General features: G+C 36.7%; 24 protein-coding genes. 6 read left to right on the forward strand and 18 right to left on the reverse strand.

Features of this window, described 5'->3' with window-relative positions:
• Nucleotide 1 precedes the first annotated feature (1 nt).
• The 9 genes from BLQ18_RS04985 to BLQ18_RS05025 all read right to left on the reverse strand — a co-directional run bounded on the left by BLQ18_RS04985 (nt 2) and on the right by BLQ18_RS05025 (nt 8,863).
• Nucleotides 2–694, reverse strand: a complete 693-nt coding sequence (locus tag BLQ18_RS04985) for a TIR domain-containing protein (RefSeq protein WP_090293287.1) — start codon at nt 692–694, stop codon at nt 2–4.
• Nucleotides 666–1,292: an SLOG domain-containing protein gene (locus BLQ18_RS04990; protein ID WP_090293288.1), complete on the reverse strand. Its 627-nt coding sequence runs from the start codon at nt 1,290–1,292 to the stop codon at nt 666–668. The genes BLQ18_RS04985 and BLQ18_RS04990 overlap by 29 nt, the downstream gene beginning before the upstream one ends.
• On the reverse strand, nt 1,274–2,440 hold the full coding sequence (locus BLQ18_RS04995; RefSeq protein ID WP_090293289.1) for a toll/interleukin-1 receptor domain-containing protein: 1,167 nt from the start codon (nt 2,438–2,440) through the stop codon (nt 1,274–1,276). Before BLQ18_RS04995 ends, BLQ18_RS04990 begins: the two co-directional genes overlap by 19 nt.
• Nucleotides 2,437–3,597 (reverse strand): restriction endonuclease subunit S, encoded by a 1,161-nt coding sequence (locus BLQ18_RS05000; protein ID WP_090293290.1) that lies wholly within the window; start codon nt 3,595–3,597, stop codon nt 2,437–2,439. The genes BLQ18_RS04995 and BLQ18_RS05000 overlap by 4 nt, the downstream gene beginning before the upstream one ends.
• Nucleotides 3,581–5,146, reverse strand: a complete 1,566-nt coding sequence (locus BLQ18_RS05005) for a type I restriction-modification system subunit M (protein ID WP_090293291.1) — start codon at nt 5,144–5,146, stop codon at nt 3,581–3,583. Before BLQ18_RS05005 ends, BLQ18_RS05000 begins: the two co-directional genes overlap by 17 nt.
• Before the next feature lie 277 nt (nt 5,147–5,423).
• Nucleotides 5,424–6,260: a phospholipase D family protein gene (locus BLQ18_RS05010; protein WP_090293292.1), complete on the reverse strand. Its 837-nt coding sequence runs from the start codon at nt 6,258–6,260 to the stop codon at nt 5,424–5,426.
• Between the two features lie 684 nt (nt 6,261–6,944).
• A complete protein-coding gene (locus BLQ18_RS05015) occupies nt 6,945–7,292 on the reverse strand; it encodes a hypothetical protein (protein WP_139150364.1) in 348 nt (115 codons plus the stop codon).
• Between the two features lie 4 nt (nt 7,293–7,296).
• A complete protein-coding gene (locus BLQ18_RS05020; RefSeq protein ID WP_090500019.1) occupies nt 7,297–7,647 on the reverse strand; it encodes a hypothetical protein in 351 nt (116 codons plus the stop codon).
• 10 nt (nt 7,648–7,657) lie between these two features.
• Complete coding sequence (locus tag BLQ18_RS05025; protein ID WP_090293295.1) at nt 7,658–8,863, reverse strand: HEPN domain-containing protein; 1,206 nt, start codon at nt 8,861–8,863, stop codon at nt 7,658–7,660.
• Nucleotides 8,864–9,007: 144 nt separating this feature from the next.
• Between BLQ18_RS05025 and BLQ18_RS05030 the strand changes: the two genes are divergently transcribed.
• Nucleotides 9,008–9,412, forward strand: a complete 405-nt coding sequence (locus BLQ18_RS05030) for a helix-turn-helix domain-containing protein (RefSeq protein ID WP_090293676.1) — start codon at nt 9,008–9,010, stop codon at nt 9,410–9,412.
• A gap of 218 nt (nt 9,413–9,630) precedes the next feature.
• Nucleotides 9,631–10,386 (forward strand): hypothetical protein, encoded by a 756-nt coding sequence (locus tag BLQ18_RS05035; RefSeq protein ID WP_090293296.1) that lies wholly within the window; start codon nt 9,631–9,633, stop codon nt 10,384–10,386.
• Between the two features lie 240 nt (nt 10,387–10,626).
• Here the strand turns inward: BLQ18_RS05035 and BLQ18_RS05040 are convergent, their stop codons facing one another.
• The 6 genes from BLQ18_RS05040 to BLQ18_RS05065 all read right to left on the reverse strand — a co-directional run bounded on the left by BLQ18_RS05040 (nt 10,627) and on the right by BLQ18_RS05065 (nt 17,091).
• The gene (locus BLQ18_RS05040) at nt 10,627–11,874 is read right to left on the reverse strand and encodes a PDDEXK-like family protein (RefSeq protein WP_090293297.1); all 1,248 of its coding nucleotides are present in this window, start codon (nt 11,872–11,874) and stop codon (nt 10,627–10,629) included.
• Between the two features lie 313 nt (nt 11,875–12,187).
• Nucleotides 12,188–12,751, reverse strand: coding sequence for a PIN domain-containing protein (locus tag BLQ18_RS05045; protein ID WP_090293298.1), 564 nt, complete (start codon nt 12,749–12,751; stop codon nt 12,188–12,190).
• Nucleotides 12,741–13,196 carry a helix-turn-helix domain-containing protein gene (locus tag BLQ18_RS05050; RefSeq protein WP_090293299.1) on the reverse strand — a complete coding sequence of 152 codons (456 nt, stop codon included), beginning with the start codon at nt 13,194–13,196 and terminating at the stop codon, nt 12,741–12,743. Before BLQ18_RS05050 ends, BLQ18_RS05045 begins: the two co-directional genes overlap by 11 nt.
• Nucleotides 13,197–13,307: 111 nt before the next feature.
• On the reverse strand, nt 13,308–14,522 hold the full coding sequence (locus BLQ18_RS05055) for a site-specific integrase (protein WP_090293300.1): 1,215 nt from the start codon (nt 14,520–14,522) through the stop codon (nt 13,308–13,310).
• Between the two features lie 352 nt (nt 14,523–14,874).
• Entirely contained in the window at nt 14,875–16,368 is a 1,494-nt protein-coding gene (locus tag BLQ18_RS05060; protein ID WP_090293301.1) for a sensor histidine kinase, read from the reverse strand.
• A gap of 9 nt (nt 16,369–16,377) precedes the next feature.
• Nucleotides 16,378–17,091, reverse strand: coding sequence for a response regulator transcription factor (locus tag BLQ18_RS05065; RefSeq protein ID WP_090293302.1), 714 nt, complete (start codon nt 17,089–17,091; stop codon nt 16,378–16,380).
• A gap of 226 nt (nt 17,092–17,317) precedes the next feature.
• On the opposite strand from BLQ18_RS05065, the gene BLQ18_RS05070 reads away from it, so the two are divergent.
• The 4 genes from BLQ18_RS05070 (at nt 17,318) to BLQ18_RS05085 (ending at nt 22,687) form a co-directional block, all read left to right on the forward strand.
• Entirely contained in the window at nt 17,318–18,898 is a 1,581-nt protein-coding gene (locus BLQ18_RS05070; protein ID WP_090293303.1) for a spondin domain-containing protein, read from the forward strand.
• A 590-nt stretch (nt 18,899–19,488) separates the two neighbouring features.
• Nucleotides 19,489–20,481, forward strand: coding sequence for a DUF4421 family protein (locus BLQ18_RS05075; protein WP_090293304.1), 993 nt, complete (start codon nt 19,489–19,491; stop codon nt 20,479–20,481).
• Between the two features lie 291 nt (nt 20,482–20,772).
• Complete coding sequence (locus BLQ18_RS05080; protein ID WP_090293305.1) at nt 20,773–21,159, forward strand: response regulator; 387 nt, start codon at nt 20,773–20,775, stop codon at nt 21,157–21,159.
• Nucleotides 21,160–21,235: 76 nt separating this feature from the next.
• Nucleotides 21,236–22,687 (forward strand): sensor histidine kinase, encoded by a 1,452-nt coding sequence (locus BLQ18_RS05085; protein WP_090293306.1) that lies wholly within the window; start codon nt 21,236–21,238, stop codon nt 22,685–22,687.
• 5 nt (nt 22,688–22,692) lie between these two features.
• On the opposite strand, the gene BLQ18_RS05090 is transcribed toward BLQ18_RS05085, so the two are convergent.
• The 3 genes from BLQ18_RS05090 to BLQ18_RS05100 form a co-directional block, all read right to left on the reverse strand.
• Entirely contained in the window at nt 22,693–23,628 is a 936-nt protein-coding gene (locus tag BLQ18_RS05090) for a pyridoxal-phosphate dependent enzyme (RefSeq protein WP_090293307.1), read from the reverse strand.
• A 66-nt stretch (nt 23,629–23,694) separates the two neighbouring features.
• Complete coding sequence (locus tag BLQ18_RS05095) at nt 23,695–24,603, reverse strand: universal stress protein (protein WP_090293308.1); 909 nt, start codon at nt 24,601–24,603, stop codon at nt 23,695–23,697.
• Between the two features lie 73 nt (nt 24,604–24,676).
• On the reverse strand, nt 24,677–25,366 hold the full coding sequence (locus BLQ18_RS05100) for a Crp/Fnr family transcriptional regulator (protein ID WP_090293309.1): 690 nt from the start codon (nt 25,364–25,366) through the stop codon (nt 24,677–24,679).
• Between the last annotated feature and the right edge of the window lie 99 nt (nt 25,367–25,465).

Genomic DNA, 25,465 nt, shown 5'->3' on the forward strand with positions numbered 1-25,465 from the left:
ATTAAATAGTTTTTGTGATTTTATAATTGTCCTGATTATCCCTAATATCAATTGATGTTTGAATGTATGTGGAGTGGTTTGATATAAATTCATCCCATCTAACCATTTTAATATAGCTAGACTCACCATAGAATATTGTATTACCATTACAATTCGAAGTTTCTGGTAACTTTTGATTGAACATATTCTTTTTAATAATGTCAAATAATTGATCTGTTTTATGAGTTAATGAGTTGCATGTAGGGTTCTTTTCTAAAAACCAAGTGTATGTGCCTGTTATATCTGGAAGAACAATCCCTAGAACAGCATTCATTCTACTGGTTCGGTCAGACCTCGTTATCTCTTTCAATGAATATGAAATTTCCCATGGTATCCATTGATCTTTTTCCAATTTGAAAATATCTTTCATTCCTTTTGAAATCATAACAATAGTAATGCTGCTCCCAAAAATTTTTTCCTTTAAGGAAGTTCTAATGGTTTCATCTGTAAATTCGGCTAAACTTTCTCCATCTTTTTCTCCAAGATTTATATTATCCTTTCCAATTAACTTTTGTAATTCATCTACATAATCCCGAACTCTAGTGGTTCTATTTTGATAATAAAATTTGGAACCATCAAACTTTAAATCTTGACTGCCCAAAGACTCCACTTGTGTATCAGCATACTTATAGCTGATAAATACCTTCCTCCCCATAATTATTTGAATTGTCGTTTAATAAATAGTCTCTAAAAAGCGAAGCGTAGGCATAATCTTCTAATAATCTTGTATCGGGGGCATACGAGTTTCTTTCATAGATTATTTTTGCTGCTGCGCCTGTACTGGCAATAGGTAAAACCAAGGATGCAGCATGGTTTTTCAAAAACATATTGTGTTCATCTTCAACACCTTCCATGCCACCAATAAAAATACCTGCACGATATTGATTTCCTGCAATCATTCGTTGTCTCATTATCTCTAAACTGGAATCTCTATCAGCACCTCTTGGAGTGATAATTACATTTTTGAACTTATTGTTGTCTTCTGGGTAAAATTGACTAAAAAAATCAGATTGGTACAGGGTCAGATGTTCTTGGATATTAATTTCCATTTTTTGCATTACATGATAAATTAATGGTGTAATGGACGGGTGCCCCCCCCATATTAATCTGTAATGTGGAAGAATAGTTGTGACCAAAGCAATAACTGCGTCCCTAATAGCAATTACATCACAATTAGCCTGGTATTTTTCATCTCTTTCCGGTAATGGAATACTCGCAGAAAGAAAAATATTTTCTAGTTGCTTTTTAGCCATCTGTCAAATTCTTGTTTTTTTATTGTTTTAACGGGTAAGGACTTATTAAGCCACGCCAAATGATTTAACCACTTTTCTCTAATCCTAATATCATCATAGATTAAGTGTAAACTATCTACTTTAAACCCTTTAATTTTCATTTTTTGTTCATCCCAATAGTTACAATCAATGGATTGAGGCATACCAACAGCTGGAATAAACACTCTCCGTTTAGTATTATTCAAATTTTCGGTTAAATAACGTTCGGGTTGTAGGTTAATGGATTTACCATATTTAGTTGCAATATTTGTGAACTCCGTTATTAAATTATCCTGTCTCGCCGCCAAATTTCTAGCCCTTAAAGATTCAACGGATTGAACAATTTGTTCGACTACCTTGTTCTTTAATTTAGAGGTGTTCTTGGATGAGTAATTACATCTTCTAAAATCTCCTCTCTTTAATTCCAGTGGTTCACAGATATGGGAAATACTTTCAATTTTGTGTTTTGGCCATATCAATTGTAAAATGCCAATTTGTTTAGCGCTTGCTTCGGCTAATTCATCCTTGCACCATCGGCTTGTCATAAAATGAGGGGTGTTAAGCATTACAATGACATCACAATCCGTCATCCTGTGCCAAAGTTCTTCCTGAAATAGCTCACCTTGTTTTATTGAATGGGTATCCAAAAACACATCAAAACTATTTCGCTCTAATGCCTCATATAATTGAATAGCTACTGAGGTGGAATCCTCACGTTTATAACTTATAAAGACCTTTCTAGTATGTCGTAATTTTCCAAATGACTCCAAAGCAAGGTTTACAATCTTATTGTCTTTTGAGGCACCGTATTTTTGGCCGTTGTAGTTTTCTAGTTTTTTAGGAATTTCGGCACTAAATGAATTATTGAATATTGGAAGTATTGGTGTTGCATCTTTAATTAAAATATCTAATTCATCTAGACTATTAAAATCACCCTTGTTATCCCCAAAGTACATACAAAAGGCAGGCTGGTTTTGCTTGTAGTCACTGCTAAAATTCCTCTCGTCAATTATAATAAAGGCGTCAGCAGGTAATTTTAGTTCCGAAACTTTATCAAAGAACAAGGATTCTATATCCTTGGAGTTTTCACTAAGCGTACCGAGCAGGATTAATTGATATTTATATTTCATACTATTTCCGTTTTCACCTCCTCAACGCTTGTCATTTTTGAGAGAAGTAGTTTTTGAAAAGTTGATAATGATTCTGTCTCATTTAAGAGTTGATAAATATTATCAAAAACTATTTGGATCACATCTTCAAATTTTCTAATTACATTTTTATTTGGATATTCAAGTATTAATGAATTTAACAATCCTTGGGTTAGCAAAGGTTGTCCAGTACCTTCACTTTTTTCATTAAGATTAAAGGATTTTAATAAATAGAATGAAAATAAGTTGTTGTCGTTTTTTGATTTGCCACATATGGCATTGTCACTTATCCAACACTTATTTGGAACATAATAGAGACTACCGCAGTATGCACCAACTCTTCCAATTGCAATTATATTCTCAAAATTAAATTTGTTTGCATAACCAAGTATTCCGTTACCACCATAGATTGGAATATTTCCTACTTGATTGGGTTTTGATTTTCCGTTTTTAAACTCTATTTTATCGGAAAGAAAAACAACTGCCCACCCTTCAGGAATCTCTTTATCTAATTCATCGTTATACACCATAGCCCCACCAGAAGACTTATATGGTTTTCCTTCTTCGTTAGGAAACTCAAAGTCTTCAAACCAATACTTGTACAAGGCCTGAGCAGTTTCTTCCAGTTTTTGGTTGAGTTGTTCGTTGAGTATGATGCGGTTGATAACGGTGTTGTATTCTTTAACAATTTCTCGTTGTTTTTTTATACTTGGAATGGGGAGCTCTACTTCGCACATTTCTTCCCAATCAAATGTTTCACGTGCACTACCGTGCGATTTAAAGCGTGCGTAACGATCGAACTCTGGTCTTCTAAACCACATCATTAAATATTCGGGATGCAATCTATTCGAATCGACAACTTCAAATACTGTGTAAGCTTGTGAAATTATAGCTTCATCATATTCTTGTAATAGAGCTATTGAAATTTTATCTCCATTCCGAGAAGTTACCGGACCATAAGCAAATTGATTTTGTTTGATAATCTTGTAGGTTTTCATATTTGTGCCTACTGTATTTGCAATAGAGGGTATTAAGATTTTTTGAATACTTACCCCTAAAAGTGTTTCAACTTTTAAATCCGTGTTGCGATTGTTTACTGGTTGTACGTAATCCCCGAGTTTTTTATAATTTGATTGCATAACCTAACTCTTTAAACACGGTTAATAATTCGGTTTTGCTCTGGGCTTCTTGTTGTAGTAAGTGGGTCAATTCGGTTTGTAAAGCAGTCATTTTCTCATCAAAATTGATGTTCTCGTCACGGTTTACAAACTCGATATACTTGCTTGGCACTAAGGAGAAGTCTTTTTTAGCAACTTCTTCTAAACTGGCACTATAACAATATTCAGGAACATCTTGGTAACCTGAGTCTTTTTGCTGCCAGTTGTGGTAGGTTTTGGCTATTTCTTGAATATGTTGTTCTGAAAATTGAGTATACTTTTTCTCAAACGGTTCGCCTATTTGGCGTAAGTCCATAAACAAAATTTCATCCTCTCTATTGCGGTAATTTCGTGTAGTATCTGGTAATTCAACCGTGCGTTCGGTTTTGTTTTTATTTAAAATCCAAAGCGTTACACTAATATCTGTAGTGTAGAACATACTTCTTGGTAGAATTACAATCGCTTCCACCAAGTTGTTTTCAATGAGTTTTCTACGGATTTTGTATTCTTCGCCACCACCAGATAAAGCGCCATTTGCCAAAATAAACCCTGCCACACCATTTTCGGAAAGTTTGCTCACCATATTTAAAATCCAACCATAGTTGGCATTACTCTTTGGTGGTACATCGTAGCCTTTCCAACGTGGGTCGTCTAATAACTCATCCGCACCTCTCCAATCTTTTTGATTGAAAGGCGGGTTTGCCATTATGAAATCAGCTTTTAGATCTTTGTGTTGATCTTGGGCGAAAGTATCCGCTGCTTTATCACCCAAATTGGCAGAAATTCCCCTGATAGCCAAGTTCATCTTGGCCAACTTATATGTAGTATTGGTGTATTCTTGACCATAAATGGAAACCTCCTTTTTATTACCATGATGGTTCTCGATGAATTTGATTGACTGCACGAACATACCGCCCGAACCACAAGCGGGGTCATAAATGATTCCTTTGTAGGGTTCAATCATTTCCGCAATAAGGTTCACAATACTTTTTGGAGTGTAGAATTCTCCCTTTCCTTTTCCTTCCTTTAAGGCAAATTTGGACAGGAAGTATTCATAAACTCTGCCCACGATATCTTGGCCTTCATTCTGAAGGGTATCAATTTCATTGATTTTATCGAGTAATGAGGCTAATTTGGCTTTATCCAAGCCCAAGCGTGAAAAGTAATTGTCGGGTAAAGCCCCTTTTAACGATGGGTTGTTTTTTTCGATGGTGTGTAATGCCGTGTCAATCTTAATGGCAATATCATCCTGTTTCGCATTTTTGCTGATGTATGACCACCGGGAAATTTCTTCCAAAAAGAAAACGTTTTTCATGTTGTAGAAATCTTTCATTTCTACATATTTCTCTTTGCCTTCGGATATGAGTTCTTCCTTACGTTTTTCAAATTTGTCACTGGTAAACTTTAAGAATATTAACCCTAATACTACGTGTTTGTATTCTGATGGTTCAACAGAGCCTCTTAATTTATCGCAAGATTGCCAAAGGGTTTCTTCTATGGATTTGGTTTTTTCAGTCTTGGTTTTACCCATGATTTGATTTTACATTTAAAAATTTTTATAAATGGTCTTCCTGAAATTAATCAGGGAATTCAAATTAACGTATTTGAACCTGTTAGAATCTATTGTTAAAACACCTTCGAATTATAAAATAAATGGGGGAGTTAAATTAAAATCCAAATAAGGTGGATTTTTCCTACTAATATATGGGTTTCAAGCCATCCTTGAAAATGGCATAAACTATTTAGGCCTACCCACGAGTTATGGCAAGCCTAAAAATTAATGATGATGTCGAAAAGTAGTTTGGTATTTAAGCAATAACCTGGCTCTTTTTCCAGTTCTTTCTAAGAATCGGTCTGGAAAAGGAAGTTTCACCATTTGATTCTTCTCCTGAAAAATGACAATACTTTTCCTGATAATTTTCATCCTTGTATTTGGCCCATGATCTATACGCTTTATCACAAAAGGGACGCTCTGGATTAAAGGGAATTTTCACACCCGTTCGAATACAATAGCCGAAAGATTCCATTGTGGCCGGACGGTTCTTTTTGGAAGATTTAGTTTCAGTAGAACTTTCTCGATACAAGTCAGTCAAGTTATCCTCTGTTGTTGAACCCGTATACCTTTTCTTTAAGCCCATTAGTGCTTCATCATATTTTGGTGTTCTTTTAAATAACGTTTGACTATTATCAGCAACCTTTAAAAAGTATTGTAGGGCTTCTTTGTCCAATGTGTCGCCAAGCATATTTCCTGTCAATTCTCCCAATAAATTGAATTTGGTCAATATGCCAAATTCAATATTATGGTTCTGTGAATAGTCGTATAAGTTCATTGAACTTAAAAGGGCTGATGATTCATTGGCATAGTACTTGGCGTGAAGACGTGGTTCATATTTTATTTCAATGCTTGGAAAATCCTTAAGTAATTCAAATTCCTCTTGACTGAAACTTTTTGAAATCTTGCCTTCATTTTTACCAAAAACTATGGTAATCTTTAGCTTGTCATTTTCTTTCTTGGATTTTAGGATGTCCTTTATTCTTGAATGAAGTTTGATGAATGGGGAAATAATGATTAGATCTTCTTCGGCCTTATCAAAAATTGTCGAAAGTGCTGCATTAAGCTGGTCGCCTTGTAAAAATTCTGCCATTTTTATAATTGGTTGGTTAATTTTTTTCTAAATCTTGGGGAATTAATCCATAATTACAACTGATAATAATGGGTTTTATTTTTTATTCAATCTTTTTCAGTGTCGGCAACTTTTTAAAGTTATCATAGTAACTCGGTTTTAGATAACTTTACACCTTAGTTGCCATACCGCGGTTAAGAATGGGCTAGCACCTTGCGGGTAATGGGGGCACAGACGGCTGATAAAGACAGCGTGGTGTGGCAATGAACCCGCCCAGCAAAGGTAGTGGACTGATGCCTTAAAAAATATAGTTTAAATAAGGCTATCATTTGTTGTCCCGCTTGCGGGACGAGAAATGTATAGCAAGAGGATAGCGCGCAAATGCGGCGCTATTGATTCATTTTCCTTCGGAAAAGCCCATTATTAGGATGTTTTTTAAAAATAATGGTTATTGGCGTTTACATCATTTTTGACTAAAAAAGGCCTCCAGCCCAGTAAAATCAATGGATTTTTGACTAAAAAACGGTAATTTGTTGTGACCCTTAGATGTGGATTTCATTCCACTTTTAACCCAGTTTAAATTTCTAGAGTATTCCCATTTTTAACGGAAAAATGCTTTCAGCCCAGTAAAATCAAGGAATTTTTAGCGTAAAAATCATAAAAAACCCTGCTTATTTGTGGAAAAAATGTTTAGCTATTCCTTAATCATTCCTCTACTTTGCCCTTCTTTTCCTCCCGATAAAACAGGTTCAAATGGTCCATCAAAGCCTCTTCCCCGACCGGCATCAATCGGTTGGCAATGGTCATCGCTTGATGGATGAATTCCTCTTCGTTCCTGTCCATTACATCGTCCGAACCAAGATCAGGATTTATTGCCCTCATGGAAAGGTATAGCAATGAGCGAACGGTCAATAATAGATCGGCATGACCGTCAAGGTAAAAGAACGCTGGTTGGAATTTGTCCATGTACAATGGATGGGGAACCAAGGTAGGGGAATGGTCATTTGAGTGAAGTCTCAAATCCTTTATTAACTTCTCTTCGTTTGGGTTCATGGATTCATTGTTTGTTTTCAAGTTTCGATAGCTTTTCGTCCAATTTGTCCATGAAGTACATTTGACTATCTGGAAGGATGCTCAATACCAGTTCCAATACTTGGATGACACTATCCTCTTTTGATGCATTTTGGTTGGCAGGGAACAACATCATTCCCTCTCCGTCTAGAGCAAATACACAGACCTCCAGAAGACTGATAATCTGTGTCATAAGATGATTGTTGTCCCTGACCTTGAAGGATACATAGTTTCCCTTGGGGTCGATGGACTTTTTATTTCCCAACAGTCCCGAAAGATTGCTTCTGAGCTGCTGGATTTCTTCCATGGTCTTTAGCCTTTGGTTCTTTGATTTCATTTCTATGGATTTATTGGGTTGTGGCTGTCTTTTGTTCGGATAACAGTTTTCTGACCTTGTCCAAGAAATCCATTTCATCATGGGGTATCAAATGCAAAATATATCCAAGAACCTCACTTATGTTTCGGTGGGGTTGGGGAACGGAACGTGTCGAGAAATTTTCGGTTTCCAATGCCGTGATACAGACCTTGATCAAGTTGGAGATCATAAATGAGGTTTCCCCATATCCCTCGGTTATGAGATCGATGCTGTACAATCCCTTTTCTGGAATATAGGGCTTCAGGGCAAAGAAGTGCTCTTTTTCCAGTTCTTTCAATTGACTGAACAAGGATGGTTCATTATTGTTTTTGACGGTCCTGGTTTCTTTTGGAGATGTTTTATTCTTTTCAATTCCCTCGATTTGGTTTTTGCACTGTTCGAGATGTCTAGTGAAAATGGACTCCACTTCTTGGATGAAATCCTTCATCTTGGATTGGATGGTATTGGTCTGAACTTTTGTAATCTCAAACTCATTGCCATACCGGGCAACACTGTAGGCATGTTCCAATAGGAGCAGAAGTTCATTGCTCTTCAACTCGGAAGTTTCCAAAAAGGGCCGCAGGGTGGGGAAGAAGTGTTTGCAATAGTTGATGTGGCTGATGATACTGTGTGTCACCATGCTCCTTCCAATGCACATCTGTTCGATGAACCTGAATGAAAGCTCAAAGGCCTGGTGCATGTTGAAGGCAGCAATGGCATAATCCCCTTCCTTGATCAAGATGTCCGCGGTGTTGGCAAAGGCATTTATTTTTCCCAATTCCGATCTATGATAGCGAGAAGCCCTTTTCATGAGAGTGTTGTAGGCCATTGTTGAATAATCCATAATATTCTCCCCCTCGGGATGGGCGAAGACGGTTTTCCCGAAGCAGCAATGTTCCAAGAAATAGAGTGAACCTCTTTCAAGACCTGTTTCGGATTGGTTCTCTGTATAGACCCTTATCCTGAAATCAGGATGTTTCTTTCCCTTTTTTGCAACTAAGGAACGGATCTCATTGGGAAGGGGATCATTGTTTACATCCACAAAAAGGGTGAGGAAATAATATTCTGTATTGCCTTCATTTTGTATACGGGATAGAAAGGCCCTGTCAATAGTAATAATGTTCAGGATGCTGTCGAGCAATTCGGACAGCTCTTCCGCTTTTTCAAAGTGTTTTGGTATGTTTGTGCCATGTGTCATAGAAATGTGTATTAAAGGGTTCGAGAATCATCCACGATATTAAGGCCACATTTCCATGTATCCCACCATGGGCACTTGTACTTTATTGATGCTGTTTTGTATTTTACAATCGGATTATTGTGGGAAACACCCTATATTTGGGATATGGAGACAATGACCAAGAGCAATCATATAGGCAGAAAGATCAGTAGGATTAGGGAACTTCGTGGAATGAAGCAGGAGACTCTGGCCGAAGAATTGGGCATTAGCCAACAGGCCGTTTCCAATATTGAGAACAGTGAGAAGGTAGATGATGCCAAGTTGGAGCAGGTTGCAAAGGCACTGGGTGTTACCAAGGAAGGGATTGAGAATTTTTCTGAAGAAGCGGTTTTCAACATTATTGGTAATACTGTAACCAATAATGATAATGCTGCATTTTTCAATTACATGCCAACTTTTAATCCTTTGGATAAATTAGTTGAGGCTTATGAAGAGAACAAAAAGCTTTACGAGCGTTTGTTGCAAGCTGAAAAGGACAAAGTTGCCTATTTGGAAAAACATAGGAATTAATAAGATTAATGTTGCCTCGCTCAGTAAATTACGATGTTAATCTTGGCACTCAAATCATAATTTTTAATTGACATATTCCAGCATTAAATTCAACCCTAGCGATTCTTTTCCTATACTATTAGGACTTAATCCTATTTCACCAGCTAACTTGGTTCGCTTTTGCCAATTTGTTTTTATATAAATTAGAAGCTCCCCAAACCAATAAATACTAAGCTTTAATGGATCAATCCGATGAATATTTTTGGAATATTTTAAATCAAAACGAGAAGTACTTGCTGGATGAAAATGACTTTTGCAATGGTCATGAATATATTTTACGACTGTCTTTTCAACTTTCTACATTATCCAATGAAGAATATCTTTCTTTCATAGACATATTATTTAAAAAGTTTCATAATCTATTTACAATTAAGCACATTACAGCTTTGCAACTTTATGCCATTTCAAATAATTTTTTTGAGATGAATGGGAATTACACTTGTGTTTTTGATAATAGTAAAAGAAATTTTGAAGGAATCTACGACAACGTTTTTCTGAGTACTTACAGGGACTTTAGATGGTCGATAATCAGAGGGGGAAAGCAACACTATAATACATTCTTAGAAAATCCCCATTCAATTTTGGAACTATTAGAGACTATTAATGTTGAAGTTACTGATTCTCTTTTTAGGATTCCAACATTAGTTAATTTCTACAAAGACCTAAATAGAGGTTGGAAACAAGAATTCAACTCAGGAACTATTTTGTCAAAAGGTTGGTTGTCTGTTGTTGAAGAACACAAAAGTATGGTCAGTATTTCATATAATGGCTTTAAAGAAAACATAAATGATATTAAAAATAATCTAACGGATTACACAAATCTACACATGTGTTCTAATGCTATGGAAATGTTTAATAAATCTGACCAAGATTTTATTCTTAAGGCAATAAGATTTCGTGAAAACTTGGACACCTATGAAGACCTATTTCGATAGTTTAAGTTTACATTCTAGGGAATATACATAAGGAATCAGTTTTATTCCTTATAAACGACACTATCTCAATTGAGCATTATTTTCCTAATGTTGTGATTGTTAGTGTATCTAACAACCACACGTTTTTACTAGATTAGCACCAAATTAATTTATTAAATAGTTTGTTTTAGACACTACCCCAATAAGTTAAGAGATATCAATTATAACATTTCACACTAATACTTTATGAACTAATAGAATTTATGGTATTTGTAACCTTACACATTCTTCTGTAAATGGTTGTAAAATAGTTCTATCAACATCATTGAACTTGTACTTAAACATATCCATAAAAGTCTTTCCTGCAGAGATTAAGTCATTATCGTTAAAAAGGGATATGCTACAAATTCTAATGTAGTCACTTTTAGAATCATCTGAAAATATTTCAAGGTTGGGTATATTGTTTTGATATATAGTGTGAAATTCTTTCATTTTGGAGTGAAGGTTGTCCCTTTCTTCCAGAATCATGTCCTTTTCTTCGGAATCAACAATATTACCGAATCCCAGTTTTATCCACACTCTGTTTTTTTCAATATGAAGAACGTAGCTAAAAATATAATTTCCTCCTCTGGATTCAGCCTTTGGATAATGGAACAAGTTAAGAACTTTTGCATCGTTTGGAAGCAAAAAGAGAACATTTCTGTTGGGTGATTCATGGCTAAAAACATACCCTTCAATGCCGTTTTTTAAATAATCAACAATCATGGATTTATAAATTGTAAAATCTTCTTGATTGTTGATTATAAACTCGATTTCCTTTTTGTATTTTCTATATATCTCCTTTGCTAGGGCAAATTCTTTACTTGTTCTTGTAAGGTCTTTTTCTACCATAGATATGTATTGTTGTATACTTTCTTTTATTGAAGGTTTCGTTTTGTCAATCTTTTCCTCGTTTGCCACCAAAAGTCTGATAATGGATTTGTATGTGATATTGGTATAATATTCACCTGCTTTAAAGTCATTGTGACGATTGCTATCGAAAGGTGTCAGGGTCAAATAAATTCTTGTCTTTAACGCTTTATAATGCTTTTCGATATAGTCATAGTACTTGGATAATTGATGCTTGGAGAAGTCCGAATGGATTTTGTTTTCTATTGTGATCACAAGACCGAGTTTTTCGTTGACTATTAAAATATCAATATTGTTTATGCTCTCTCGAAATACTTTTGTGCCTTCCAACTCCGGATTAAAAAAATAATTTAAATCCGAGCTGCCAATTAAATTCATTGTTGCAAGATGTTTTAGTAACTCCTTTAAAATAGTACTTTTTAAGTGATGGGATTCCATGGGGTCCAACAACCAACCCAAGAAGTTACTATGGCGTATTTCCCTGAATTGAATTCCTAATACATTGAATATGTTGAAAGCATTTAAATGGGTTTTAATTAAATTTAAATCCTGTTCACAGTCCTTCTCAAACTTTTCTAAATCTTGATGGGTTATACTCATATAGACTATTGTTCGTCAAATATTCAAACTAAGATAAACAGTATATCGTGTCCTCATAAAATTTTAAATAAAATCGAAAATATAACGATGTCTAGCCTCGCTCAGTAAATTAGTTTGGCAAGATTTGGGCTTGCAGCACTTCGCTTCGCTTCGTTCGCTAGGTAGATTTTTAATTAATTGTGTTTCATTTGAGCCGTTTATAGGTCTTATTCGGCTCATGAGAGTCAAAAAAATGAGCTGAATAAAACTTTTCAGCTTAACTCCTATAAAAAGGTATATATCCTGGATTCTAGAGAAAGTATGGCTTGTCTAATTATAGGTAAGCGTGCAAATAATTCGCAGTATCCTTCAAACCAAGAGCCCTTAATCTATCCAAAATCTCAAACTCATCTAGATTTGGGTTGGTTCGGTTCATTACTAACTTTTTAAAAGCCTCTACTGCTTTTTCTGGATTTAAGTCAATGATATCTGTTAGAAAATCATCACTGGATTTCGCGCTGAGACCAAAGGTTGCTAAATACTCTTTGGGGAAATCCTTTAAATTTTCAGTTATAATAACGTTGGCGTTTGTTTTTATGGCTGCAGCCAAAACGTGCCGGTCCTTTTCATCAGGTAATTGTAAAGTTTCAATTAGTGGCTCGTAATTATTTACCATTGTGTCTGGAAATGCTCTATTGGCAACATCGATTCGCTTATTGCGTTCATCCTTACCAATCCTCTTTCTTTTCATAACATCATCCCATTCCATAAAAATATGCTTGCTCCATTTCGGGGTAAACAATTCGTAATGGGCAAACCAAAACATTAAGTCCCTGATCAATAGTGGGTAAATGACATTTGTGTCCAAAACACATGTAAATCTGACACTATGAATCATACAACCCGGATTCTTCGTCTGACTTCATCATTTGAATGATTAAAGCCTCTTGTTCTTTCTTCATTTGATTTTTGTATTTGGAAATATCTTCAAATCTTACCCTTCGATGTTTTCCGATTTTGGTAAACGGAATTTTCCCCTGCTCCAACAATTTTACTAAATGAGGCCGTGAACATCCTAAAAACTCTGCAGCAGATTGCGTGGTCATTTCCGCGGCGATTGGAACTATGGAAATTGGTTTTCCATCTCCCATTGCTTTTAGGATTTCGGCCAATAGCTTTAAGGCCTTAAGGGGGATTCTTATTTTATCCTGGGTTTCCTCAATTTCAATTTCAGGCGATTTGTCCTTAATTTCCTTTAACACGGTTTCCAATGCATTATAGGATTCTATTGCAGTAGACTGCTCTTCTTTTGAAGGCCTCTTTATATTTTCCAGTTCTTCCATGGGTCAATTTTGAATGTTTTGAAACAAAAATAAACGAAATAAACGAAATAAATGAAACGTTTAACATAAATCCACTGCTTTGCAAATGCCAGAGGTTTGATATTCTTTACATTAGAAATTAATAACCTTGTCAAGGGCATCATCAGCCTCCTTATGGATAAAACTCGATTGATAGTTGATGGTGGTCTTTAGGTCGCTATGACGATACAGTTTTTGGAGCATGAGCGGATGTATGTTGTCTCCTGCTATATTACCAAAGCTATGTCTGGCTATGTGCATGGTAATTTTCTTATCAATTTTGGCCTTTTCAGCAATTGATTTTAGCCTGATATTGAGTTTTGAATTACCGTTTCTGAGTCTATTGTAAACTTTTTTGGAGTCTGTTAGGTCAACACCTTTCATTTCAGGAAAAATGTAATCATTGGCGTCTCGTTGCTCTCTTTTATAATAATCCAAAACGGGATATACCTTCTCTGGGATTTTTAGACTGAGCAATTTCGAGTTTTTACTCATTCTATAGTAAAGTCTCCCATCTCTAATATCACTCCAACGAGTCCTTAAAGCGTCCGATACCCTGATTCCTGCGAAATAAAAACAGTAGAGCCAAACATTTCTGGCATGGATTTCCAGTTCTGTTAAATCTGTTAATCCTTCTATGGTTAAAATTTCTTCCCTGGTAAGACCGATTTTTTCGCTTTCAGGGAATTTGATTTTGACCTTGCCGGCCCCAAAGGGGTAATGTTTTCTTTTGACAATTCCCTCCCTAATGGCCTTGTTATATAGAAGTCTAATGTAAACAAGGACGTTCATGACACTGACCTCTTTTAATGAATGTTTTTTTCTGAGATAGATTTTAAACCTCTTTAGAAACCGTTCATCAATATCATTAAAAGTCAATCCTTTGGTTTTGCTGAACTTCAAGATGTAGGTTGTATAGGCTGATTCAGCGATGAACCTTCCATGTTTTCCCGCTAATTCAGCTTCATCCAAATGTTCTTGGGCAAACTCGAAGAAACTAAGCTTTCTTTTAGCTCGATAAATTTCTTTCTTCATATAATGTACTGAGGCATCCTTGTCCTTTGTTTGGAGGGCCACCATCCCTTTTTTGGCCTCCCTAATTCTGGCCTTTATAAACTTGTTCAATTTTTTCGAATCTGGATGGGTCTTTTTTACCCTCTTCTTATTATCGTCCCAAAATTCTTTTCTTATCCGCAGTCCAATGTATTTGTATGTGGAACGGCGATATTTGGTTATTCTAATTGCAAGAGGGCACTCGCCCGTTTTATTGGGCTTTTTTCTCAAAATTATTTGTAAACTTGCAGCCATGTTCGTCCTGTTGGAAAGTCAAATCAGGAAAAACATACTCTACTGGAAAGTACTGTCTTAAATGTACTGAAAAATTGGTACAATATAAGTAAAACATTTATTGGTTTTCGATGGTTTTACTTGAATTCAAAGGAATCCATTAAAAATGTAACCAATTATAAATCAGTTGATTTGACCTATTTTGGTGCAAGATAGGGATGGCTTAGGATCTAGTGCCGCAAGGCGTGGGGGTTCGACTCCCTTCACCCGCACTAAAAAGCTCTCAATGTATTGGGAGCTTTTTTGTTTTAAGCCCAATTCAACTTGAAAATTAAACCTTATCTACGTGATTAGATCCAAAAGTGGGTTTTGGTTATTGATTAAAATGGACAGGAAGTTCAAAGCTGAAAGATGTTCCTTGATTGGGTTGACTAAGCACTTTGATATGACTATCGTGAATTTCCATTATTTTCTTCACTATGGCAAGACCCAAACCAATGCCTTCTTTTTGTTGTCCCACCTTGGTTTGACGATAACGCTCAAAAATGAGTGCTTGATTTTCCTTAGCGATACCCGGTCCCGAATCTTGGACAGTAATCTGAACATGTTTTTCCATGGCTCTTATCTGAACAATAACGGTACCGCCAATTGGAGTGAACTTCAAGGCATTATCCATTAGGTTTTGAATCGCACGCTCCACCAAAGAGATATCTGCAAAGACTAGCGGAATATTATCATCCATTGATAATTTTAATTCAATGTTTTTTTGTTCTGTGATTAATGAATAATTTCTATGAATGTCGTTGGCCAACTCATTAATCAAAAAGGGTTCTTTTTGAGGTTGAATCTGGTTGGCCTCCAATTTGGAATACTCAAACAGTTGAGAAATTAGTTTGGATAGTTTTTCGCTGCTCTTGGAAATGGTCTTTAAATACACGTCTTTTTCTTCCACGGATAGTTGACTTCCTTTCATATGTAAGGTTTCAATATATCCTTGAATTATGGATAAAGGCGTTCGCAAATCATGCGAAATGTTGGCAATAAGTTCTCGGCGAAGTTCTTCAATAGATTTTATTTTTTCCATGTCCGCAAGGATTGTATCGGCCATACCATTAAAGGTGGTGGCCAAATTGGACAGATCTGTTTTTTCAGCATTCTCAATGCGATACTTTAGGTCACCCTCTCGAAATCGTTCTGCGGCATAAATAATTTCTCTAAGACTACGGGTTAGGTGCCATATGGCTAAAACTCCCAAAATAGTGGCGAAAATTAAGGTAAGGATGGAACCTCCCATTCCCAAACGCATAAAATAACTGCTGAAAAGGTCACTTCGTGTGGCTATAAAATCCTCTCCAGCCAAAATAATATAAATGTAACCCTCACGACCTTCTTTATTAAAATGTGCGGCAGAAAAAACTGTTTGTTTGGTCAAATCTTTGGGGTCGTCGCCCACGATATAATGGGATCCTTTATCTGCTATGAACTTTTTAATGGGGGCTAGGTCTATCTGTTTTAATTTGGTTTCTGGGGCATCGTGGTTTAATACAACTGAATATTGTACATGACCTTTGCTATCCAATAAATAGACTTCAATGGCTCGGTTCACGGCCATCATATCATGCATAATATCCCCAAAAAGCTCTTTGTTTACCAATCCAGTTGAGTCAAAGGGATGTGCATCCTTAAACTTTTCATCAATTAGATCTTGTGCCAGATTTGAATGCAGGCGTTGGGTGGTTTCAAAAAAATATTTGTTTGAAAAATAAAAGGATATAAAAGTGTAGCCAACTCCTGCAAGCACCAAAATTGCAGAAAAAGAAAGGACGAGTTTTAAAATGAATCTTGTAGAAAGAATATTGTTTTTCATGGTGGTAGGCTAGGGTTTAAGGAGCTCTTCATTGAATTTATATCCAACACCCCAAGTGGTCAATATAAATTTAGGATTTCCCATATCTGGCTCTATCTTGGAGCGTAACCTATTGATGTGGGAATTTACCGTGTGCTCATATCCATGAAAATCATAGCCCCAGATCATATTCAGCAATTTGCTGCGGTCGTAGCTTTTTCCTGGGTTGGAAGATAAAAGCACCAAAAGTTCAAACTCTTTCGGGGAGAGCTCTATCTTTTTTCCGTCCAAGATTACTTTTCGCATTTCAATATCAATGGACAAACTGTCAAAATGCATCAGTTTTGCATCTTTCTCGGTATTAGATTCCGTAAGGTCCATTTTTTGTCTTCTAAAAATCGCCTTTACTCGGGCAATAAATTCGCGGACGCTAAAAGGTTTTGTTAAGTAATCATCAGCACCCACCTCTAATCCCAATACTTTATCAATTTCTTCAGAACGGGCAGTAAGCATCATAATAGGAGAAGTAATGTTTTTGGCTCGTATCTTTTGGCAGATTTCAATACCGTCCATTTCTGGTAACATCACATCTAAAATGATAAGGTCTGGAAGTTCTTTAATAGCTTGTTTTAGCCCTATATCACCTCTAGTAGCTGATAGAACTTCGCAACCCAGATCTTTTAAGTGGATTTCTAAAAGATGGGTGATTTCAACATCGTCCTCTACAATTAATACTTTTTTCATGTTAAGGCTAATTAAAAGGTGAAGTATCACAAAAAGTTCACCGATTTCTAAACATTTGAATTTGGTACTCTTTTAAAAAGTCTTGTTTTGCCGTAAAACTTTACAAAATCAGTGATTTGTTTGGTTAAGTATCAGAAAATCAATAGATAATAATTTTTGAATTTTATGTGAAACTTTTGCAATATCTAAAGGGTTCATTTGTGCCATAAACTTTAAAACAGCAGAAATGAAAACTTTAAAATTATTATTTACCCTTTTTATTTTCGGGACATTAATAGTCTCGTGTAGTGATGATGACAACAGTATTACGCCCGTTCAACTTAATGCTGGTGTACTTAATGGCGGGCCATTTACTTTTACCGTTGATGGTACCCCAGATATGGTTAGTGGAATTACATTGGATGCCAGTGAACTTGTTGGAAGTAACAGTGGTTTTGTGATTACTGATGATACAGGCGCAATTTTAGGTATGCCACCAACAATAGAAGCATTGGAAGGAGTTGATTTTGATGCTGCTGGTACAGGAATTTGTCTTATTTATCACGTAGTGTATGAAGGTGGTTTACAAGGCTTGGAAACAGGAATGAATCTCAACAATCTCTCTGGGGAATACGACCTTTCCAATAGCATTATGGTAACAAGAAATGCCAATCCAAGTGCCAGTTTTACTGTGACCATTGAGAATGTGATAACCCCTAAAACGTATTTCAGTAGCGGTCCCACGGAAGGAATACCACCAGGGGCATCAGTGACCTATTCATTCAATGCGGGAATTGGGCATTATCTAAATTTTGCCACCATGTTAGGGCAATCCAACGATCTGTTTTTTGCCCCTTATGAGAATGGAATTGAGCTTTATGATGAAAATAGAGTCGCCTTAACAGGAGATATTACCAATTTGGTAACCTTATGGGATGCAGGTACCGAGGTGAACGAAGAGCCAGGGGTTGGTCCCAATCAGGCACCAAGGCAACCAGAGCCAAATACGGGGATGGATGAAAACGGAACTGTTGAATCATTAGAAAATATTTCAGATGGGTTTATGTATCCAGAAGTAGCCGAAATGATACGGGTCGAGTTGTCTCATGATGGGGGAACGGAGTTCACATTGACTATTAACAACATATCTGATATGAGTGGATTGACTTCCCCTTTTGCTCCAGGAGCTTGGGTGATACATGGTGATGGGATTGCTCCATTTTTTATGGAAGGAATGCCGTCTTCGGTAGGTCTAGAGCGAATGGCCGAAGATGGAAATAATGAAATGACTGCTATGGAATTGAATCAAAATAGTGGATATGTTTCGCCATTTGCCCCTGGTGCTTTTGGTATAAACAGCCCAGTTTTTGAAGAAGGTGTAGCCGCCACTATGGCTTTTGAAGCTTTGGCAGAAGATGCCGATCCATCGGGTTACGACAATATTTTCAATACCCCAGTTGGTGCTTCAGGTCCAGGACCTATTTTTCCTGGCGATGTCTTTAGTTTTGATTTTACTGCAGAAAACGGTGATATTTTGTCTTTTGCCACCATGTTGGGGCAATCGAACGATTGGGTTGTAGGATCGGAAGGCATAAGTTTATTTGAAAATGGAATGCCTATTTCTGGCGATATTACTTTGGAACTTCATATTTATGATTCAGGGACCGAAGTGGATCAGTACCCTGGAGCAGGAGCAGATCAAGCCCCTAGACAAAGTGGACCCGATACTGGAGCAGCAGAGAATGGTTTAGTTATGGAGGAAATAGATTTGCCAGAAAATATTCCCGCGATAGAAAACTTGGTAAGAGTTACGATTACTGTAAACTAAATTGCTGTGCAAAGGCGAATGTTCATGTGATTCATGAACGGTTGGTTGGAACGCCCAAACGATGTTTGGGCGTTTTTTACGCAATTAAATCAACTTAATTCGACTCTTGACTTGATTTATGTTGAGAAAATTGCTCCAAATGAAGAGGGAATGGATGTGAATTAATTAAAAATCAGTCAATTATATTGATTTTTCAATAAAAACCATTTAGATAATCAATAATATAAACCCCTTAGTTTTTATGTTGTATAATCTTACACTATATTGAATCTAGAACACTCAACTAAAGAAAATGAAAAATGTTAAACAGCAGCTCCTTGCTTCGTTTGGCCTACTGATTGTCACCGTATTGATTATGGCATTTATTTTAATGAAATCAGATGTGATTTAACCTTCACATAATTAGTCCTTTATCTGAAATTCTAAGGTTTTATTTTATGTATCTTTAAGTGCTAAATACTTTTAAATCAACCTCAAATGAAATCATTGACTTTACCATTCTTTTTACAGAAGTAAACTGATCTAGCTTCTTTTTGTATTAAGCCAGTATTGGTTTTAGGCTTATTTCGATCACTTTAATTTCAAGTAAAATGAATACCATCCATCTTTATTTTTCAAAATCGCTACGATATTCCTTTATTCTTTTTGCATTAATTTTTATTGAACAAAGCTTTGGTCAAGAAGATGAAAATCGCATTAAATCTTATGTTGACCAATTAGCTTTTGGTGTTGATTTTAGTACGGATCTATCCGAATATGTGCTACATAACAATGACTTAAATTTTCATTTGGTGTCCAATAACGATGTTAAAATGACCATGCGAATGAGTTATAAGTTTTTGGACATTAGTTTTGGGTTTGCACCTGGTTTTTTACCTGGAAATGATGACGATGAATTAAAAGGGGAAAGCTCCTTTACAGAATATAGTGTGAATTTGTTTCCAAAACAGTTTGTGCAAAACTTGTTCTACAGACGGATGAAAGGCTTTTATGTGGAAAATACGGAAGATTTTTTCCCATTATGGCAGGAGGGAACCGATCCCTATTTTCAATTTTCGGATTTAAAAAGTATAGAATGGGGAGGGTACACAGGTTTTGTGCTCAACAAGGATTTTTCCCTACGAGCATTGCTCAGCCGTCAAGAATGGCAGATGGAGAGCAGTGGAAGTTTTGTTCCTGCCTTGCGTTATGATTTTACCAAAATGACAAATCCTTTTGATGATGGTAGCTATGGAAAGGAAAACCAGGTAGATTTAAGAGCTGACTTGGGCTATTATTACAATTGGGTAGTTACATCGAATGTAAATATTGCTCCATATGTAAGAGCTGGAATTGGGCCAAAATTTTCTAAATATACTTTGGATGGTGTTGTGGAAAAGAACAGCTATTTTGTCTTTGACTATGGAGCTGGTTTTCAGGTGGGGTATAATACCGATAAACTTTATATGGGAGTTCGTGGAAACTACAATGGCTATTCCTATAAAAGTGAGGAAGAAAATACCATCACCAACAATTTATGGCACGGTCTGTTCTTTGTTGGATATCGTTTTAATGCCCCAGAAAAGTTGAAGAAATTGCTTTAACTCCAAACTTTACTTGAATTCTTTTTTACTAATCTCATTCGTTTGTTTTTGAGTTTACAGTGTAAATTCTTTCCGACAAATTGTTTTAAAAACACTACATTTAAATTAACAATGTATTCTGATTTTTGAAGTTTTGACGAGTAACATCAATCAAAACTGTTTAAAAAAAGTGGTTTTACCTTGTGAAATAGCAATAAAAAAAATTAATTAGAGTTTTTAAAACAAAGAAATATTGATATTTGTCAATATTTTTAAATAACCAAGACTAACTATTTTTTACAGCCAGAATTTATGTATAAGGAAATTTATTTGGTAGATGACGAAGACCTGGTTAATACCATTAATGTGATTCATTTTAGACGAATGGGCATGGAGGACAGGGTTAAAACCTTTACAAACCCCGAATTGGCTTTGGATGACCTTCGTTACAGAGACAACCCCGATGTTAAAACTTTGATTCTTTTAGATATCAATATGCCAGAAATGAGCGGATTTGAATTCTTGGAATTTATGATGTTGGAAGATTTCCCCGAAACCAACGAGGTTTTATTGGTAACATCATCAGAATCTGACGCAGACAAGGAAGAAGCTGAGAAATATGGTAAATTCGTAAAGGAGTTTATAACCAAACCTTTGCGCATAGAGCATTTGGAAGATTACCTGCAAAAAACCATTTAATCTTTCCATCTCTAGGTTACCACATTAACCCCGATATTTAAATGTTGGCTAGGCTTATGGTCTCAAAACTTTATACGTGAAGCAAAATCAAATACTTATTCATAATAAAGTAGAGGTTGTAGAAAACCGAGACGACGTAGTCTGGGCTATGGATGTCAATTTTCGACTCACGGCTTTCAATCAATCCTTTGAACAAAAGTTTCAAAACGAGAATTTGGGTATTCCCGAAAAGGGAATGGACCTTAGGCCTATCTATGAAAAGGGGGTGTTTTTTAGCTCATGTAAAAATGGGTGTGAACGTGCTTTAAATAGGTATGCAACTACATCAAACCATACACTCGAACTTAATGGCGCCATGCTGGTCCATGAGTTTTCCTTTCAGCCGTACATGGATGGATCGGGAAATGTAATCGGTTGTTGTATTTGGCAAAAGGACGTTACGGAAGAAGTCAATAACAATAAAAGAATAAAGGAGAGCGAAACCAAGTATCGTGAAGCCCAAAAAGTTGCCAATGTAGGACACTGGAACTGGGATATGCTTAACGACGAAATCACATGGTCCGATCAGCTGTATCGAATTTTTGGTCAAATTCCTGGAAAGTTCGAAGCAACGTTCGAAAGTTTAATGGCCATTCTTCATCCCGAAGATAGGGAGGCTTTCCAAGAAGATGTTGAAAATAGCATTTCCAACAATGTGTTGCACGACATAGTACACCGAATTATTGTAAATGATGGTGAGACAAGATATGTGCATCAAAAGGGAAGTGTTTTTTATGATGAAAATGGGAAACCTTACCAAATGTCTGGGACCACCCAGGATGTCACCAAAGATATTGCCTACAATCATAAAATAATTGAACAGAATCACGAGCTTCAGAATTTTGTCCGAATTATTTCCCACAATCTAAGAGGGCCTATCGCCAATCTTTTAATGTTGTCCAAGATCTATGATTGGGGCCACAATGAGATGAACGATGACATCATGCAAAAAATTGAGCAAACCACCGAGGCGCTCGATCAGACCATTAAAGATTTAAACTTATCCCTTTCTTTAAAATCTGGAGATAAGGACAGATTTAGAGAGGTAGACTTAAATGAAGTAATGAAGGAGGTGGATACTTTGTTGGCCGAGGATATCACCAAAACAAAGACCACTGTTTTAACTGATTTTTCCAATGCGGAAACTGTTTTTGGGGCAAAAAGTTATGTCTCCAATATCTTGTACAATTTGGTGCAGAATGCCATTAAGTATCGAAAGGAAGAGGAGAAATTACTTATTCAAATTAATACTGAAGTTGCCCTAGAGCATATTGTGCTCAAAGTTTCTGATAACGGAATCGGTATTGAACTCACTCCTGAGCGTCAGCGCAAAATTTTCGATATGTATGGTAGACTCAGTGGCAACACAGAAGGAAAAGGGTTGGGACTCTATTTGGTGAAAAATCAGATCGAGGCTATGAATGGAAAAATAGAAGTTGAAAGTGAGATCGGAGTGGGTACAACTTTTAGGGTGTACTTCGCCAAATGACTTTCTTAAAAAGGTAATCGGGATAAATCAACATTACCCCCCGAAATAATTATCCCCACTTTTCGATTTTTAAACTTTTCTTTATCTCGTATGATAGCAGCCAATGCCACCGCGCTGGAAGGTTCACAAACAATTTTTAATCGCTCCCAAATCAATCGCATTGCAGCAACGATTTCTTCCTCGGAAACGCGGATAATTTCATCCACATACTTTAGTATAATCGGAAAATTTCGGTCACCCAATTGTGTTTTTAATCCATCGGCAATGGTGTTGATTGAGGTATTGGTTTCAATTTTTCCACTGATCATGGAACGGTAGGCATCATCCACTTCCATGGGTTCGCCACCGATGGTCTTGCAATCTTTTCCAAAATAATGGGCTGCCAAAGCAGTTCCTGCAATCAGTCCGCCACCACCAACTGGAGTCACTACATAATTTAAATCTGGATGAAATGCTAAGAGTTCCATACAAGCAGTTCCTTGGCCTAAAATAACTTGATCGTCATTGGAGGGATGAATAAAGGTAGCACCAAATTCGTCTTGAATACGTTTCGATTCTCGTTCACGGGCTTCCAAAGTGGGTTCGCATTCCAAAACAATACCACCATAACCTCTCACTGCATCTTTTTTTACTTGAGGTGCCGAATTGGGCATCACAATGTAAGCTTTCACACCCAGATTTTTTGCAGCCAAGGACAGGGCCTGAGCAAAATTTCCCGAAGAATGCGTGACAACGCCATTCTCTTTTTGTGCTTGGGAAAGTTGCAAAATGGCATTGGCAGCTCCACGCATTTTAAATGCGCCCATTTTTTGAAAATTCTCACACTTAAAATACAATTCAGCCCCAACAAAAGTATTGATTTGGCTAGAAGTTAGAACGGGTGTATTGTGAACAAAAGGCTTGATTCGTTCGTGGCAATCGATAAGAAGTTGTTTGTCCATAGAATTCTTTATGCGGGGTTGTTAGTTGGTAGGGTAAAAACCCCGCATAAAGATAACCACAGAACTTTAATTGTGTGCCTCAACACTGGGTTCCTCTTCCTTTTCGGTAGAAGCAACCCCTTCCATGCCCAATTCAGGTATCACCAATAATGGTATTTGGGTGTGGAAAGCCGTACGCTTAATAATGGGCTCACGGGTCATTTTTTCCATGTAGCTATGCTGATAATTCAACATAGCCAATAAATGGATGCCCAATTCTTTGGAAAAAGTCTCCAGGGTATGCGAAACAGAACTCAATTCTGATACGGTATGAACATAGTGTTCCACATCTCCGAGATATCTGCGCAGCATATTAAGGTTGAATTGCTGCAGTTCCGTTAGGGCCTTGATTCCGTATTGCACATGTACTATGCGAACGGTAGCATTGAACATTTTTGCCATTTGTAACAATGGCTCAAGTTCTGAAGTGGTATAAAATCTATTAAAATCAGTAGCAAAAGCTATTTCAGTGGGAGTTACATATTCAAAATGGTAAGGAATCGCCAAAATAGGGCACTTTTTGGTGGTTTTTATAATACGCACCGTGTTGCTGCCCATAAAAACCTCGTCGACGCCCGAAGCTCCTTTGGTGCCCGTAATCACCAGATGTATCCCAAAGGTTTCCACTACATCTTTCACCTCTTCCACCAATAGGTTAAAGGAAGAAATGGTTTCAAAACGATGGTTGGGATTACCATATTTAGTTTTTATCCTTTGAACGGTTTTTTGCAAACCTCTTTCAGAAGTCTCCCTTACCGCATCAACAATACTTACGCCATCTATCATTTTAGCCATAAATCGACTGCTGGGTATAACGGGTGTGTAGGTATTGAGTAGATAAAAAGTACAACGTTTGTTGCGGAACAACTGCATAGCGTAGTCAATCGCGTTCCATGCGTTTTCCGAAAAATCCGTGGGTATTAATATCTTCTGCATCTTATTAAGGTTAAGATGCGATAAAATTAAAGGCGTAAAACAGGGAATACTATGACAAATGTCAGTTTAGGGATTAAAACCCTTCTACCAACTCCAGAAGTTTGCGTTCATCCTTGATTCCAATTCTTTTTCCAGAGGCCACTATGAGGCCTTTTTTCTTGAATTCGGAAATAATTCGGATGGCGGATTCAGTAGCCGTTCCTACCACGTTGGAAATGTCTTCGCGTGAAAGTGTAAGTGCCAAATAACCTTCTTCATCCTCACCAAAATTGTTTTTAAGGTATAGGAAGGCTTCGGCCATACGTTGCTTTACCGTTTTCTGGGAAATGTTCACAATAACATCATCGGCCTCTTTAAGGTCGTGTGCCATGTGTCGGAGCACCTCCATGGTAAAGTTTGGATTTTTTTGAAGTGTGTTGTTGATGCTTTCCTTAGGAATAAAACACACTTCCATATCGTCAACAGCGATGGCGGAAAGGTTGGTGCTTTCCTCCGAAATAACGGAGCGTTGGCCCAATACTTCACCTTTACTGGCCAATTTTACAATCTGGTCCTTACCGTTGGAGCTTAGTTTGGAAAGTTTGGAAACACCGTTTCTAACACAGTAAACACCATTCAGTTTGTCGCCCTCTTGAAAAAGCGACTCACCCTTTTTAATGGTTTTGACAGTCTTGGAGTCAGAAACTTGCTTTAATTCCTCTTTGCTCATCGCGCGGAGCGAGTTAAATTGTCTGATGATACAATTTTCACATCTGCTTTCCATAACTGTAGTGTTTACCTGATTAAACAAAATTAATGTTTAATACTCCCAAATTTACTGATAAATATCATATTTTTAAGGGTAAGACTATTACAATTTTGC

Source organism: Flagellimonas zhangzhouensis, from assembly GCF_900102925.1.
In the GTDB taxonomy this organism is placed as follows: domain Bacteria; phylum Bacteroidota; class Bacteroidia; order Flavobacteriales; family Flavobacteriaceae; genus Flagellimonas; species Flagellimonas zhangzhouensis.

What these genes read in the sequence shown, in the direction of transcription:
- BLQ18_RS05025 (WP_090293295.1), bottom strand. Translation starts at nt 8,863, where the DNA reads ATGACACATGGCACAAACATACCAAAACACTTTGAAAAAGCGGAAGAG.
- BLQ18_RS05050 (WP_090293299.1), bottom strand. Translation starts at nt 13,196, where the DNA reads ATGGAAGAACTGGAAAATATAAAGAGGCCTTCAAAAGAAGAGCAGTCT.
- BLQ18_RS05020 (WP_090500019.1), bottom strand. Translation starts at nt 7,647, where the DNA reads ATGAAATCAAAGAACCAAAGGCTAAAGACCATGGAAGAAATCCAGCAG.
- BLQ18_RS05015 (WP_139150364.1), bottom strand. Translation starts at nt 7,292, where the DNA reads ATGAACCCAAACGAAGAGAAGTTAATAAAGGATTTGAGACTTCACTCA.
- BLQ18_RS05030 (WP_090293676.1), top strand. Translation starts at nt 9,008, where the DNA reads ATGGAGACAATGACCAAGAGCAATCATATAGGCAGAAAGATCAGTAGG.
- BLQ18_RS05070 (WP_090293303.1), top strand. Translation starts at nt 17,318, where the DNA reads ATGAAAACTTTAAAATTATTATTTACCCTTTTTATTTTCGGGACATTA.
- BLQ18_RS04990 (WP_090293288.1), bottom strand. Translation starts at nt 1,292, where the DNA reads ATGGCTAAAAAGCAACTAGAAAATATTTTTCTTTCTGCGAGTATTCCA.
- BLQ18_RS05100 (WP_090293309.1), bottom strand. Translation starts at nt 25,366, where the DNA reads ATGGAAAGCAGATGTGAAAATTGTATCATCAGACAATTTAACTCGCTC.
- BLQ18_RS05065 (WP_090293302.1), bottom strand. Translation starts at nt 17,091, where the DNA reads ATGAAAAAAGTATTAATTGTAGAGGACGATGTTGAAATCACCCATCTT.
- BLQ18_RS05060 (WP_090293301.1), bottom strand. Translation starts at nt 16,368, where the DNA reads ATGAAAAACAATATTCTTTCTACAAGATTCATTTTAAAACTCGTCCTT.
- BLQ18_RS05095 (WP_090293308.1), bottom strand. Translation starts at nt 24,603, where the DNA reads ATGCAGAAGATATTAATACCCACGGATTTTTCGGAAAACGCATGGAAC.
- BLQ18_RS05090 (WP_090293307.1), bottom strand. Translation starts at nt 23,628, where the DNA reads ATGGACAAACAACTTCTTATCGATTGCCACGAACGAATCAAGCCTTTT.
- BLQ18_RS05000 (WP_090293290.1), bottom strand. Translation starts at nt 3,597, where the DNA reads ATGCAATCAAATTATAAAAAACTCGGGGATTACGTACAACCAGTAAAC.
- BLQ18_RS05045 (WP_090293298.1), bottom strand. Translation starts at nt 12,751, where the DNA reads ATGATTCATAGTGTCAGATTTACATGTGTTTTGGACACAAATGTCATT.
- BLQ18_RS05055 (WP_090293300.1), bottom strand. Translation starts at nt 14,522, where the DNA reads ATGGCTGCAAGTTTACAAATAATTTTGAGAAAAAAGCCCAATAAAACG.
- BLQ18_RS05035 (WP_090293296.1), top strand. Translation starts at nt 9,631, where the DNA reads ATGGATCAATCCGATGAATATTTTTGGAATATTTTAAATCAAAACGAG.
- BLQ18_RS05010 (WP_090293292.1), bottom strand. Translation starts at nt 6,260, where the DNA reads ATGGCAGAATTTTTACAAGGCGACCAGCTTAATGCAGCACTTTCGACA.
- BLQ18_RS04985 (WP_090293287.1), bottom strand. Translation starts at nt 694, where the DNA reads ATGGGGAGGAAGGTATTTATCAGCTATAAGTATGCTGATACACAAGTG.
- BLQ18_RS05005 (WP_090293291.1), bottom strand. Translation starts at nt 5,146, where the DNA reads ATGGGTAAAACCAAGACTGAAAAAACCAAATCCATAGAAGAAACCCTT.
- BLQ18_RS04995 (WP_090293289.1), bottom strand. Translation starts at nt 2,440, where the DNA reads ATGAAATATAAATATCAATTAATCCTGCTCGGTACGCTTAGTGAAAAC.
- BLQ18_RS05080 (WP_090293305.1), top strand. Translation starts at nt 20,773, where the DNA reads ATGTATAAGGAAATTTATTTGGTAGATGACGAAGACCTGGTTAATACC.
- BLQ18_RS05075 (WP_090293304.1), top strand. Translation starts at nt 19,489, where the DNA reads ATGAATACCATCCATCTTTATTTTTCAAAATCGCTACGATATTCCTTT.
- BLQ18_RS05040 (WP_090293297.1), bottom strand. Translation starts at nt 11,874, where the DNA reads ATGAGTATAACCCATCAAGATTTAGAAAAGTTTGAGAAGGACTGTGAA.